A 13,554-nucleotide genomic window follows, 5' to 3' on the forward strand; every position below is an offset into this window, starting at 1 on the left:
CTGATTTCCCCTTTCTTTATTATTTACCAGCTTTAACTGCTGACTTGATAGTGATAAGAGATTTCTTAGCACCAGGCACGTTACCTTTGATGAGGATAACGTTTTTCTCTGGAACAACTTGTGCGATTTCAAGGTTTTGAATCGTTACACGGTTGCCACCCATGCGTCCTGCCAAGTGTTTGTTTTTGAAAACACGGTTAGGCGCAACTGGTCCCATAGAACCAGGACGACGGTGATAACGAGAACCGTGAGCCATTGGACCACGTGATTGGCCGTGGCGTTTGATAACACCTTGGAAACCTTTACCTTTTGAAGTTCCTGTTACATCAACAACATCGCCAGCTTCGAATGTATCCACTGTGATTTCTGCACCGACCTCTAAGCCTTCAATGTTTTTGAATTCACGAATGAAGCGCTTAGGAGCCGTGTTAGCTTTCGCTACATGTCCTTTAGCAGGTTTGTTGCTCAATACATCACGAAGGTCGTCAAAACCGACTTGAACAGCGTTATAACCATCTGTTTCAACTGTTTTTACTTGAAGAACCACGTTTGGTGTTGCTTCAACAACAGTTACAGGGATCAATTCGCCAGCTTCAGTGAAGATTTGAGTCATTCCCACTTTTTTCCCTAAGATTCCTTTTGTCATGAGAAAATGTTTCCTTTTCTATATTTTTTCAAAAAGTTTTTAACGAGCGTTTTTTATGCTCAAGATTAAGATATTAAGGGCGTTAAGAGAGTCTGGCAAAAATAGGAAACTGACGCAGTGTTCGACAAACACTAGGAAGTTTATCTTTTTTGCAGAGCTCTTAGCCCGTATTCAGTTAAATCCGAATACTTTTATCTTGCATCTGATTAAAGTTTGATTTCCACGTTCACACCACTTGGAAGATCCAACTTCATCAAAGCATCAACTGTTTTTTGAGTTGGGTTGATGATGTCAATCAAGCGTTTGTGTGTACGCATTTCAAATTGTTCGCGAGAATCTTTGTATTTATGAGTCGCACGAATGATTGTGTAGAGGCTACGCTCAGTTGGAAGTGGGATTGGTCCTGCAACTTCTGCACCTGTACGAGTAGCAGTTTCTACGATTTTTGCAGCCGCTGTATCAAGTGTACGGTGTTCGTACGCTTTCAAACGGATACGGATTTTTTTGTTTGCCATCTTTTTCTCCTTTTCGTCTATTTAAGATAATAGGCTAGCTCCACAAGAAAACCGAGACGCCATTGCGTGGCAATGCAACCGAGCGTGTCGCAACCTCTTGCATCAAAGCTACAGACTGTTTTTTCACAGCACCATAATAGAATAACACAAAGATTCACTGATTGCAAGGGATTTGATAATTTTTTTGAGATTTCTTTGACAAAAAGAGACTTTACAAGGCAAAAAACGAATTTAGCTCGGCGAAGGATAAAAAACAAGAGAAGACTTACTAATTTCTCTTGTTCATATTTTCTAAATAATGAGTATTGAATATTATTTTTTGTCTTGCTTTATTGGTACTATTGAAACACCCCAAGCAACAATCGCTCCGTAGATAGTGGATAACAGTCTATTTGCTACGTAGAGCAAGTCTCCTTTTCCCATAATCGCAACAATCAGTAATGTTAAAACTGCAATTCTCGCTAAGAAAGGAGGTAAGGCAACCGATTTGCTAACATATAGAGTTCCAAGAATAGCTAACATTAACAGACAGAACAATGTTATCTTACTTGGGATGAAATGATAACAGCAAATCAAAAGAACAGCCGCTAAACCACCTACCAGCATTGCTAGAATCCGATAATATTCACTTTTTTGCTTGCCAGCCCCTCTTCCTGTACACACAGCAAAGCCGAAAAAGAAGCCGGTAAAATACCTAAAAAAGGAATAAGTCAGGCACTTACAATACAAAACATAACTGAGACAACGATTTTAAAATCGAGTGAATTTAATTTCATTTTTTTATCTCCTTGATTATTTGTTCTAATTGTAACACTAAACCAATCAATACAAAAACACCACTAACATAATGTAGTGGCATTTGGGAGATTATGAAAAAGAAAAGTTTTAGGATAAATATAGAATAACTTTTCAACCTTAAAACTAGCTTAACGTAACTTTATCTTTTAAAATAGAGATTTTTTAACTTTAAAAGTATTTCCCGATTGACAAATCAATATATCTGCAAGGTCGTGATAAGGTCTATAATAACGCTCATATTGCTCACGACGCGCTTGGTGCGTTCTCTCAATCCACTCAGGCTGCCGATTACGTACTGCTACATCACGGGACAAGCGGCGATCTAATTCCGTCGCTGCATCGGTGTAAAAACAAATGGACAAATCAAACAACTCTTTCGGCAGAAAAGCAACTGACATGCCTTCCACAATTAGAATTGATTTTTCCACTGAAAGTCGTTGACTTGGTGCCCAAGGTTGATCAATCGTCACTATATCACAGCCAGATTGCAAGGCTCTTATATCACGTTTCAAGCTCTTCAATTCATGAACCACTGGAAGACAGGCTGTCACTTTTTGCTCTGGAAATTCTCTAACTGCCAGCAAGTCACGATATTCCCCGTCTATTATATAAGGATCAGCCGCAAGCAGATTAACTCGCTCTCGCCCCAGACTTTCTACTAAACGTTTGGCAAAAGTAGATTTTCCAGAAGCACCGTGACCGTAAATCGCTAGCGTATGTTTTTTCCCATCCAGCAAATAATTCTTGACTACTTCTACTAACGACCTCTCACCTTGATTCATCTAGAAATTCCTCTTTGAATGATTGTAGCCATAGCGCTCGATGAAATCTTCACGAAATTCAAGCAAATTGTCATCTAGAATGGCTTGGCGGACATTTTTCATCAGATTGATGAGGAAATAGAGATTGTGATAGCTAGTCAGGCGGAGTCCAAAGGTTTCATCAGCCTTGAGCAAATGACGAAGATAAGCGCGCGTATAGTTTTTGCAGGTGTAGCAATCACAGTTATGATCTAGCGGTGTGAAATCCTCTGCAAATTGAGCATTTTTCACGACCAAACGCCCCTCACTGGTCATGCAGGTACCATTTCTGGCAATTCGTGTCGGCAGCACGCAGTCAAACATATCCACACCACGTATTACCCCGTCAATCAGGCTGTCTGGTGCTCCTACTCCCATGAGATAGCGAGGCTTGTTTTCAGGCAGCATCGGAGTTGTAAAGTCCAATACTGCATTCATCTCTTCGTGAGATTCACCTACAGCTAAACCACCAATAGAATAGCCTGGAAAATCCATGCTGACCAAGTCTTGAGCAGATTGGCGACGCAAATCTTCAAAGCCAGCACCCTGAACAATCCCAAAGAGACCTTGGTCCTGGGGACGGTGGTGTGCCTTGAGGCCACGCTCTGCCCAACGGCTAGTCCGCTCAATGGACTTCTTAACATAGTCATAAGGTTGGTAGAACTGCGGGCACTCATCAAAAGACATCATGATATCACTGCCTAGATTGTTTTGAATAGAAATAGCCTTTTCTGGAGAGAGGAACATTTTTGCGCCGTTCAGGTGATTCTTAAAAGTCACCCCTTCTTCGGTGATGTTGCGGCTGTCTGCCAGAGAATATACCTGAAAACCACCGCTATCTGTCAGAATAGCCTGATCCCAGTTCATAAATTTATGAAGACCTCCAGCACGTGCAATCAGCTCATCTCCCGGCCGCAACCAGAGATGGTAAGTATTGGATAAAATAATCCCCGAACCCATTTCTTTGAGCTCTTCTGGAGACTGCGTTTTTACAGTTGCCTGAGTTCCCACGGGCATAAACATGGGAGTTTGAAAAGTGCCATGCGGCGTGATAATTTCTCCCAAACGAGCACCTGTGTGCTTTTCTTTTTTAATCAAACGATACTGAATCGGTGAATCTGACATTTTTACCTCCGATACTGGGAAAAACAGTCCCAGATCTTCATTCTATAGTGTGTGAGTTTCATTTGCTCACAACATCCTGTATGATTTTATCAAAAAAAAGAAGAAAGATAAAGTAGATAAAAACTTTTCTTTCTCTTAGAAGAATATGGTATAATATTTTTCAATATAGGAGGCAAATATGAACTTAAGTGAATTGCGAGCAGAGGCTCGTCATATCCAACGGCAAACAAAAGGAATCTCTGCCCTCTTTTTAGTGCCGATTGTAACAGCAATTATTTCCGTTATTTACAATTATTCTTCAGATAACTTGTCTAATAACATCTTACAATATGGCATCAAAAATACAGTTATCCACGGAATCAATCGTTCCTTTTTCCCAATCATAATTAGTTTTATTGTATCTTTCTTTTTAACAGCTGCTTTTTGGACCTTACTTGAAGTCGTTCGCGGAAAACGACAAGAGATACATTTTATAGATTCAGTTCGGACTTTTGATAGTAAAGTAATTGGTCCTGTTTTCAGAACACTTTTGCTCAAACGCGTATTACTATTTCTGTGGAATGTTTTCGTCTGGATTGGAAGCGGCATGATGATTCTAGCTAGTTTTAACGTCATAAAACTCCTACCCAATTCTCAAGCTCTCTCACAAAATACTGCACTTCAGACAACTGTTGGGACATTGTTACTTTATATTCTCATCGGTTTTATTTTGATGGTAATCGGTATTATTATTGCACTTCCTCAATATTACGCTTATTCGCAAGTAGAATTTATTCTTTGTGACACATTAGAAAACCAGAGCTATGAGAGCGCCTTTAAAATTATTCGTACAAGCCGCCAGATGATGAAAGGATATAAAGGCAAGCGATTTGTACTTGATTTAACCTTTATTGGCTGGTACTTGCTAACTGCTATTACTTTGGGGATCGCATCTATTTATGTCTATCCCTACGTTTATACAGCTCAAACTCTTTTCTATGAAGCTGTGCTAAAGGAACAAGATCAGACTCCAATTTTTTATTAATTTCTTGCGTAAAACAATTGGCAATCCAACAAAAGACTTGAACGAACTGTTCGGGTCTTTTGAGTTATATCCATTTTTCGTAAAGTGATTCAGCTAAAGTGTTATATTGCAAACTTTACATGAAAAAAGCCACCAATGGGTGACTTTTATTAGGGAGATTATTATGAAAAAGTTTAGGATTTCTATCAAATAAAGTTAGGAGGTCTTCATTTGATAAACATAGTATAACCAAGTTAGCTTAAATCAACCTTAATTTTTTATAATAAATTGATATTTTTTGAAAAGCATCTTCCAGCGAAACCTGATCTGTAAATATCGCTTCCTCCCAACCCAAGAAATCACATTCTTTCCACCAACGTTTCATATCAGCTGGACTAAAGTCTGCTTTCTTGTTCCTCGTTTGGTGACGGCGAACTGTCTCTTCAAAAATCAAATCATAATAGTAAGACAGAACTTTTGGATAAAAGAGGTCACGCAATTCTTCTAGCATTTGCCCGTAAATATCTGTTTCATAAAATCCTTCAACGATCACCAACAAATCTCGCTCATAGCCATAACGGGCAATGGTTGCTGTCAAAGGAATTGACAGATTGTCCGGCTCGACTTTTTCTTTCAGCATGTCACGCCGAAAGACATCTTGAGAGATGACAAGCGTCCTTCGTCCATAATACTCTTGCAATTTTTTTGCCAGACTTGTTTTTCCTGAACCAGAATCGCCTCTGATAATCACCAACGTTGTCATTTACTCTCCTAAAATCAGACGGGTATGCTCCCGCTTGATACAGCGGTTCATGACAATATCATCGTGTCCAGCTGCACGAAGGATTTGCTCAGTTTCTTCATTTTCCAAGCCTAATTGTGCCCAGAAAATTTTAGCATTCGCTTGCAGAAAATCACGCGCCACATCTGGCAAAAACTCGCTACGACGGTAGACATCAACAATATCCACCGAGAAAGGAATGTCCTTGAGACTGGCATAGACGGTTTCTCCTAAAATCTGACCGCCGGCTGCTCGGGGATTGACCGGAACAATCTGATAGCCCCGTTCTTGCATCTCCTTGGATACACGGTGGCTGGTTGCCTCTTCGCGATCTGACAAACCAACAACCGCAATCGTCTTACTGTTTTTTAAATACTGTTTGATAACCCCGTCGCTGGGATTTTTGAAATGATAGGTCATAAAATTTTCTCCGTAATTTTTATGTATTGTGAGTCATGCTGATCCTTTTGAATCAGAAACACAGCTATAAACACTAAGAAGCCAAACGACGCAAGAACTTCTCGCTGTCCTTATGAACTTAGCACCTTGCTTTTACTTGGCTTCATACCAGGTCTTGCCAGCACTTTCGTCCGCTTTCAAGGGAACAGAAAGTTCAATGGCAGATTCCATGATATTCTTCACCAGAGTTTTAACAGTCTCCAGTTCGTTTTCAGGTACTTCCAGCACAATTTCATCATGAACTTGCAGCAACATTCTGGTTTTAAAATTCCCATCTATCAGAGCTTGGTCCAGTCGAATCATTGCAATTTTAAGAATGTCTGCGGCTGAGCCTTGAATCGGTGAATTGATAGCTGTCCGTTCCGCAAATCCTCGAACATTGAAGTTACGAGAATTGATATCCGGGATCTCCCGACGACGGTGAAAGAGAGTTTCTACATAGCCCTTGTCTCGTGCCTCTCGCACTACATTTTCCATATAATTCTTGATACCCGGATAGCGCTCAAAATAAGTATCAATATAGGACTTCGCTTCCTTACGACTAATACCCAGATTGTTGGCAAGTCCAAAGTCAGAAATTCCGTAAACAACACCAAAGTTGACAGCTTTGGCATTGCGGCGGTCATTTGGTGTCACATCTTCTGGTCTTTCGATATTAAAAACCCGCATGGCTGTCGAAGTGTGAATGTCCGCTCCGTGTCTGAATGCCTCAATCAGATGTTCATCACCTGAAATATGCGCCAAAACCCGCAACTCAATTTGCGAATAATCGGAGCTAAGTAAGACACTATTCTCCCACTCTGGCACAAAAGCTTTCCGAATCAAGCGGCCTTGCTCTAGGCGGATTGGGATATTTTGCAGATTAGGATCAACACTTGATAGGCGTCCTGTCTGAGTCAAATCTTGAAGATAGCGAGTGTGAATCTTTCCGTCTGCCAGAATCCAGTCCTGTAGTCCCGTGATATAGGTTGATTGAATCTTAGCAATTTGCCGATAGTCCAAAATCTTCTCCACAATTGGCGCGATTGGTGCTAAACGTTCCAATACATCTACTGCCGTAGAGTAGCCCGTTTTGGTTTTCTTAGTAAAAGACGTTGGCAAACCTAGTTTTTCAAAGAGAATACCCCCCAACTGTTTAGGCGAATTAATGTTAAACTCCTCACCAGCAAGCTCATAGATGTCCTGCGTTAGTTGGGTAAGAAGCACCTCATTTTCAGCCTGCATAGTTTGCAATGTTTCGCGCTCTACTTTGATACCAGCAATCTCCATTTTAGCCAGCACAAAGGCTAAAGGTTGCTCCATTTCGTACAGTAGATTGAGTTGGTCATGCCGACATAGCAAGTCTGTCATAGGCTTTTCCGTTTCAATGAGAACTGTGACTTTTCTGGCTAAATGGCTCAATAAAATAGCTTTTTCAGGCAGTGCCCGCTTAGCGCCTTTCCCATAAACCGCCTCATCTTCGGCGAGTTTGGTCTTGCCATAAAGACCAGCAATTGTTGCGATTTCATTGTTATCAACGGTTGAAAGAAGGTACTTAGCTAAACGGCTATCAAATGCTGGTCGCGAAAGCTCAATGCCTAAGCGACTGAGCAAGACCTTGGAGCGTTTAAAATCATAAACCTTGAGGGCTGTGTTTTCCAAAAATTCTTTGAAAGCTGGTTGTTGCAAGAGACTGATGTCCTGACTGGCATAAATCTGTCGTGCATTCCCCCAAGCAAAGCCCACCATCTCGTCAATGTGGTAATTGTCACCCAACATTTCAAAGTAGAAAAAATCATCTTTACTGAGCATTTCTGGACGGACTTCCGTCACTTCCTCAAAAGCAATGTCATCCTCCTCTTCTGGCTCTGCTTCTGTTTCTAGCGCTTGCTTAAATTGCTTAAAGCCCATTTCATCGTAAAATCTGCTTAATTGTTTGATATTCGGACCTTGATAGAGAATATCTTCCAAACCAATTTCGATTGGAGCTTGGGTATCAATGGTTGCAAGTATTCTAGATAAGAAAGCAATGTCCTTGTCATTGATGAGATTTTCCTTCATCTTAGACTGCTTCATTTGGTCAATGTTGTTATAAATACCTTCCAGAGAGCCATATTCCAAGAGGAGCTTGAGTCCCGTTTTCTCACCGATTTTAGTCACTCCAGGGATATTGTCTGAGGAATCGCCCATAAGAGCCTTAAGGTCAATAAATTGTGTGGGTGTAATTCCCATTTTTTCCATGAGGTAGGCTGGTGTGAATTTCTCGAACTCAGCCACACCTTTTTTAGAAATTTCCACAATAGTATTATCATCGGCCAGCTGAATCAAATCCTTGTCTCCACTCACGATTGTCACATCGTAGGAAACAGCCGTGTTTTCAGCCATTTTATCCAAAGTACCGATAATGTCATCTGCCTCATACTGATCCAAATCATAATAGCAAATACCCAGCTTATCTAGCATTTCGCGAATAAAAGGCAGCTGCTCACGAAATTCTTCCGGCGTTTTAGCCCGACCACCCTTGTAATCAGCATACATCTCTGTCCGAAAGGTAGTCTTTCCCGCATCAAATGCCACCAAGATATGAGTCGGCTGTACACGTTCTATCAAGTGATTCAACATAAGATGAAAGCCGTAAATGGCATTAGTGTGAAGCCCAGACGGGCTCTTAAAACGGTCAATTTGATTATACAGTGCAAAAAAAGCACGAAAAGCGACGGACGAACCGTCAATCAACAGTAATTTATTCTTGTTTTCCATAGGTTTATTATAACATGAAACCAAAAAAATTTTTTGATTAAGGATAATGGCAGCACACAAAAAGCCTAAGAAAATTTTCTTAAGCCTTTATACTATTTTGATACAACAACTTCTCCAAATGTTTCACTGCATCTGCAAAGTAATCCACTACATACGTAGCTGCTTCTTGGACGGCCTTCGGAGCATGCGCCATACAGTAGGAAATATCGGATTTTTCAAACATCGAAATATCATTTCCTGAATCACCAAACGTCACAACTAGTTGAGCATTATTTTTCAAAGACTACAAGCTGCTTCCCTTTGAAACATTCTTAGCGGTCACTTCTATTCGTGTCCCACCCGATTGATAAACTTCCAAATGGGGGAACTGTTCTTTCTGAAGATCGTTCAGCAAAGATCTGACATCTAATTGCGATAGGGGGAAAGAAAATATTTTCTGCTTGATAAAATCAGTGACCACATGATTTTCGTCTACGATGCACCTAAAAAGCGCGAAAAACTACGCTCACGCTTGATGTTCAATTTAGTTGGAAATCTGCTTTTTGAAGTTATTTTAGCCGAGCAGCAACAAGGATAACAAAAAGAGTAGAACATCGCCTTTTCCGGTCTTGTCCTACTCTTTTTTTATATATCCAATACTAAAGAAAAGCTGCTACCTTGCCCATATTCGCTCTGAACGAAAATATCTCCACCCAGTTGATGTGCCAATTCACGCGCGATATAGAGCCCTAGACCGTGCCCGCCAGTTTTCATATTGCGAGAAGATTCCACCCGATAAAGTCGTTTAAAAATCTTATCCAAATCCTCTGACTTAATGCCCTGACCTTCATCTGCCACCGTTAAAGTCAAGCGCTTATTGTCAACCGCCGCATCAATAGTAAGCTTGGTGCCTGCTTCCGAATACTTAAAAGCATTGCTGACAAGATTGAGAATAATCCGTGAAAGTTTATCATAATTGCTAATAATTTTTGCTGATTCTGGCTGCACCGAAATCCGAATATCTCGGCCTTCTCTATCAATCACCAATTGGAACTCCGACATAATATCAATCAAGAGCTTATCAAGATAAATCTCCTCTTTTTCTATCGGTGTATCTGGTTCATGCATGGTATTTAACGTAATGAAGCTTAACTCTTCCACCAGTTTATTTAGGCGATCGGTCTGCCGACTGATGGTTTTGAGATAATACTGCTGCTCATCAGCTGCAATCACACCATCTAACATTCCCTCCACCGTCGCTTGAATGGATGTCAAAGGCGTTTTAATATCGTGTGAGAGCTGAGCAATCATCAAGCCTTTTTCTTTTTCACTCTCTTCTAAAGAGGCAAATGTGTTTTGCAAATCAGTAGACATTTCATTAAAAGCATCTGCTAATTCTTTAAACTCTGTTGGATTTTTAATTGTATTGACCGTTTCAAACTTCTTATCTGAAATACCTTTGATGAGCTGTTTTAATTTATCCAAAGAGAGAAAAACGCGGCTCAACAGTAAAAGACTGACCAATGCACCTGTAATACTTGCTAGAATACTAATCCCAATAATAAAATAAATATCACTTTTTGAAATTAGCATGGTGTTGACAGACCAGATAATGGCAACAACTGTGATGGTTGTGGAAATGAGGTAACCCACAATAATAAAGTGCTTTAATTTCATCTTACACCTCTATCTTATAGCCCAGCCCCCAAACAGTCTTGATCGTGGGTGTTTTTTCTGTACTGTATTTTGCTAAATCTTGCCGCAAGGCATGAATGTGAACATTCAACGTATTTGTATCATCTACAAAATCTTCTTGCCAGACTTTCTCATACAATTCTGTCTTAGAAAAGACCCGCTGAGGATTGCTGGCTAAAATCCATAGCAACTCAAAAGATTTAATGGTCATCATCAACGATTGTCCGTGCACTGTCACTTCGCGCGTTGCATGATTTATCTCTAAATCCCCTAGTTGGAGTTTTTCATCTGCTCCCACACTGCGGTGAATGCGCCGCAAGATATTATTGACTCGTAAAACCAATTCCCGCGGACTAAAAGGCTTGGTAATAAAATCATCCGCACCCATACTGAGAGAATAAATCTTATCTGGCTCAGATGTTTTAGCCGTGATAAAAAGGAAAGGCTGGTCTGGAGCAAGATATTGTACTTCCCCAATCAGATCATAGCCATCCATATTAGGCATCATAATATCTGTAATTATCAAATCAATTGAATATTTCTGAAACAACTCTAAAGCTTCTTGTCCATCATGCGCCACATTGACTTCATAACCTACCTGTGTTAAATAACGCTTGTTAATCTCGGTAATCTCTACTTCATCATCTACTAACAAAATTCTCTTCGTCATTTTCTTACCTCTACTGTGAAAAATAGTGTTATACCACGAAAAAGTATAACACTATTTCTATACTTGATTCAAGCGTTATTGCTCACAAATGCGAGAATTACTTCTTTTCTCTGCGTTTCATGCCAACAAGTGCTAAAATAGCTGCTGCACTTAGGCCAAGAAGTCCTAAAACTGTTAAAGCAAGAGAAGATTTTTGACCTGTATTAGGAAGCGATTTTTTACTTGCCCTAGCTTGTCCACCTTTTGAAGTTGTTGCAGAAGGTGTGCCACCTTTATTTGAATGTTTGCTTCCGTCATGATCTGCTTTTTTACCTTGGTTTTGTGCCTGACCATTTTGATCTTGTTGAGATTGCCCATTAGAGTCCGCTTTCTTTTCAGCTTTTAGGTTAATGGTCACAGATTTCGTCGCAATGACATTGTTCAAGTCTGCTTTACCGTCTTTAGTTGCACCATAAACTGTGACTGTTGCTTTATAAGAATGCGTTCCATTAGCTTTCAATTGTTCTAACAAAGCTTTATCTTGCTTACCCGCCACATTGTCATCTAATGAAACTTGATAGAAATATTTGCCTTTGTCTAGACCTGCAAGTGGTAGGAGACCTGCATGGTTTGCTTTACCATTATCTGACCACGGTGCGCCATCTGAGGATTTCAACAAGAGACGGGTTAACATACCGTCACCACCGAAGAGCTCATACGGAATGACTTGGTTGACACCAGCTGTAAATGGTCCTGGATAGACTGCATTTGTTAAATAACTTGCAGGAACATCAATTTTATCTTTGATGTTATCTGCTACGGATTTTTTCACTTGGTCAGCAGTCGTAGTGCCGTTCAGATTCAAGTTCACTTGACGTGTTGCGATGACATTGTTCAAGTCTGCTTTACCATCTTTGGTTGCACCATAAACCGTTACCGTTGCGGTATAGCTGTGTGTTCCATTCGCTTTTAGTTGATCTAAAAGAGCTTTGCCTTGTTTACCTGCTGCATTGCCATTGAGTGACACTTGATAAAAATATTTACCTTTTGGAATGTTGGCAAAGGGTAGTAAGCCGGCATGGTTTGCTGTTCCGTTATCAGACCATGGCGCACCGTCTGAGGATTTCAACAAGAGACGGGTTAACATACCGTCACCACCGAAGAGTTCGTACGGAATGACTTCATTCACGCCTGCTGTAAAGGGACCAGGGTGGTTCGCATTTGCTAGGAAGGAAGCAGGAACATCTGTACTGCTTTTAATGTTATCCGCTACAGATTGCTTAGCTTGAGCAAGAGTTAAATCTTCTTGCACTTTTTGACCATTCAAATTCAGATTCACTTGACGCGTTGCAATAACATTGTTCAAGTCTGCTTTGCCGTCCTTGGTTGCACCGTAAACTGTGACGGTTGCGGTATAGCTGTGTGTGCCATTCGCTTTTAGTTGATCTAAAAGAGCTTTGCCTTGTTTGCCGGCTACATTACCATTGAGTGATACTTGGTAGAAATATTTACCTTTTGGAATGTTGGCAAAGGGTAGTAAGCCGGCATGGTTTGCCGTGCCATTATCTGACCATGGGGCGCCATTTGAAGATTTCAACAAGAGACGGGTTAACATACCATCACCACCGAAGAGTTCGTACGGAATGACTTCATTCACGCCTGCTGTAAAGGGACCGGGGTGGTTAGCGTTTTGTAAGAAGGAAGCAGGAACATCTGTACTGCCCTTGATATTGTCAGAAACGGATTGTTTGGCTTGAGCGAGAGATGGATCTTCTTGCACTTTTGGAGTTGCTTCTTTTACAACCGTTTCTGTCGCCTTTTGGATTTTTTTCGTAGCTTCTGCAACGGATTTGCCTACTTTATTTTCTTTTGTAACTTCTTGTTTTTCTTGCACCTTTTTATCTGGTGTTTGAGTTGTTTTGCCAGACAAATCTTGTGAGGGCTTAGTTGCATCTGGCGTTTCTTTCTTGTCAGCTGTTGTTTTTTCAGATTGTCCTACTTTCGAATCAAGTATGGATTTCCCAGAGTCTGTTGGACTATTTGACGGGGCTGTCGTGACCACCTTGTTTTGCGTACCAACTTGGGCATTTACAGGATTACTAATAAGAATAAAGAATCCACTTGCCACAACTACGGACGCAACACCTACACTTAACCGACGGATAGACCATTTTGTATATTTTTCATTATTTGAACGATGATTTTTGTCAACCATATTATTTACTCCTTTGATTATTTTTAATGGTTGATTAAAGTTTACCAAGCTCTTATTAACTATCCGTAAGACAAAGTTAAAGTTTTTCTTAAATAAGCATTATTTCTTGCTTATGTATAGAATTTTCACATGTTGTGATATACTAGATTA

General features: G+C 40.4%; 12 protein-coding genes and 1 pseudogene. 1 reads left to right on the forward strand and 12 read right to left on the reverse strand.

The features are described 5' to 3' along the window. Positions 1 to 19: 19 nt before the first annotated feature. The 5 genes from rplC to tgt form a co-directional block, all read right to left on the reverse strand. On the reverse strand, positions 20 to 646 hold the full coding sequence (gene rplC, locus EL087_RS08535) for a 50S ribosomal protein L3 (protein ID WP_003026558.1): 627 nt from the start codon (positions 644 to 646) through the stop codon (positions 20 to 22). 206 nt (positions 647 to 852) lie between these two features. After that, the gene (gene rpsJ, locus EL087_RS08540) at positions 853 to 1,161 is read right to left on the reverse strand and encodes a 30S ribosomal protein S10 (protein WP_002894478.1); all 309 of its coding nucleotides are present in this window, start codon (positions 1,159 to 1,161) and stop codon (positions 853 to 855) included. A 312-nt stretch (positions 1,162 to 1,473) separates the two neighbouring features. Continuing rightward, complete coding sequence (locus EL087_RS08545) at positions 1,474 to 1,824, reverse strand: hypothetical protein (protein ID WP_126407969.1); 351 nt, start codon at positions 1,822 to 1,824, stop codon at positions 1,474 to 1,476. A gap of 281 nt (positions 1,825 to 2,105) precedes the next feature. Beyond that, positions 2,106 to 2,741 (reverse strand): uridine kinase family protein, encoded by a 636-nt coding sequence (locus EL087_RS08550; RefSeq protein ID WP_119005808.1) that lies wholly within the window; start codon positions 2,739 to 2,741, stop codon positions 2,106 to 2,108. Then, the gene (gene tgt / locus EL087_RS08555) at positions 2,742 to 3,884 is read right to left on the reverse strand and encodes a tRNA guanosine(34) transglycosylase Tgt (RefSeq protein WP_126407971.1); all 1,143 of its coding nucleotides are present in this window, start codon (positions 3,882 to 3,884) and stop codon (positions 2,742 to 2,744) included. It abuts the gene before it with no gap. 178 nt (positions 3,885 to 4,062) lie between these two features. On the opposite strand from tgt, the gene EL087_RS08560 reads away from it, so the two are divergent. Further along, positions 4,063 to 4,908 (forward strand): DUF975 family protein, encoded by an 846-nt coding sequence (locus EL087_RS08560; protein ID WP_126407974.1) that lies wholly within the window; start codon positions 4,063 to 4,065, stop codon positions 4,906 to 4,908. Between the two features lie 238 nt (positions 4,909 to 5,146). Here the strand turns inward: EL087_RS08560 and EL087_RS08565 are convergent, their stop codons facing one another. From EL087_RS08565 to EL087_RS08600, 7 genes and pseudogenes are all read right to left on the reverse strand, one after another. Further along, positions 5,147 to 5,650 (reverse strand): kinase, encoded by a 504-nt coding sequence (locus EL087_RS08565; protein WP_126407976.1) that lies wholly within the window; start codon positions 5,648 to 5,650, stop codon positions 5,147 to 5,149. After that, positions 5,651 to 6,088 carry a CoA-binding protein gene (locus EL087_RS08570; RefSeq protein ID WP_126407978.1) on the reverse strand — a complete coding sequence of 146 codons (438 nt, stop codon included), beginning with the start codon at positions 6,086 to 6,088 and terminating at the stop codon, positions 5,651 to 5,653. Between the two features lie 132 nt (positions 6,089 to 6,220). Next, positions 6,221 to 8,866: a DNA polymerase I gene (gene polA, locus EL087_RS08575; protein WP_126407980.1), complete on the reverse strand. Its 2,646-nt coding sequence runs from the start codon at positions 8,864 to 8,866 to the stop codon at positions 6,221 to 6,223. A gap of 79 nt (positions 8,867 to 8,945) precedes the next feature. Further along, positions 8,946 to 9,242 (reverse strand): annotated as a pseudogene (locus EL087_RS08580) (HAD family hydrolase); the annotation flags it as partial. A gap of 248 nt (positions 9,243 to 9,490) precedes the next feature. Further along, a complete protein-coding gene (locus EL087_RS08590) occupies positions 9,491 to 10,522 on the reverse strand; it encodes a sensor histidine kinase (protein WP_126407982.1) in 1,032 nt (343 codons plus the stop codon). 1 nt (position 10,523) lies between these two features. After that, complete coding sequence (locus tag EL087_RS08595) at positions 10,524 to 11,210, reverse strand: response regulator transcription factor (RefSeq protein WP_126407984.1); 687 nt, start codon at positions 11,208 to 11,210, stop codon at positions 10,524 to 10,526. A gap of 97 nt (positions 11,211 to 11,307) precedes the next feature. After that, entirely contained in the window at positions 11,308 to 13,404 is a 2,097-nt protein-coding gene (locus EL087_RS08600) for an SSURE domain-containing protein (RefSeq protein ID WP_126407986.1), read from the reverse strand. Positions 13,405 to 13,554: the final 150 nt, after the last annotated feature.

This window comes from Streptococcus milleri (genome assembly GCF_900636525.1).
Classification (GTDB): domain Bacteria; phylum Bacillota; class Bacilli; order Lactobacillales; family Streptococcaceae; genus Streptococcus; species Streptococcus hominis.

Coding starts and splice junctions, on each gene's coding strand:
- EL087_RS08600 (WP_126407986.1), bottom strand. CDS start 13,404: ATGGTTGACAAAAATCATCGTTCAAATAATGAAAAATATACAAAATGG.
- tgt (WP_126407971.1), bottom strand. CDS start 3,884: ATGTCAGATTCACCGATTCAGTATCGTTTGATTAAAAAAGAAAAGCAC.
- EL087_RS08590 (WP_126407982.1), bottom strand. CDS start 10,522: ATGAAATTAAAGCACTTTATTATTGTGGGTTACCTCATTTCCACAACC.
- rpsJ (WP_002894478.1), bottom strand. CDS start 1,161: ATGGCAAACAAAAAAATCCGTATCCGTTTGAAAGCGTACGAACACCGT.
- rplC (WP_003026558.1), bottom strand. CDS start 646: ATGACAAAAGGAATCTTAGGGAAAAAAGTGGGAATGACTCAAATCTTC.
- EL087_RS08595 (WP_126407984.1), bottom strand. CDS start 11,210: ATGACGAAGAGAATTTTGTTAGTAGATGATGAAGTAGAGATTACCGAG.
- EL087_RS08550 (WP_119005808.1), bottom strand. CDS start 2,741: ATGAATCAAGGTGAGAGGTCGTTAGTAGAAGTAGTCAAGAATTATTTG.
- polA (WP_126407980.1), bottom strand. CDS start 8,866: ATGGAAAACAAGAATAAATTACTGTTGATTGACGGTTCGTCCGTCGCT.
- EL087_RS08565 (WP_126407976.1), bottom strand. CDS start 5,650: ATGACAACGTTGGTGATTATCAGAGGCGATTCTGGTTCAGGAAAAACA.
- EL087_RS08570 (WP_126407978.1), bottom strand. CDS start 6,088: ATGACCTATCATTTCAAAAATCCCAGCGACGGGGTTATCAAACAGTAT.
- EL087_RS08560 (WP_126407974.1), top strand. CDS start 4,063: ATGAACTTAAGTGAATTGCGAGCAGAGGCTCGTCATATCCAACGGCAA.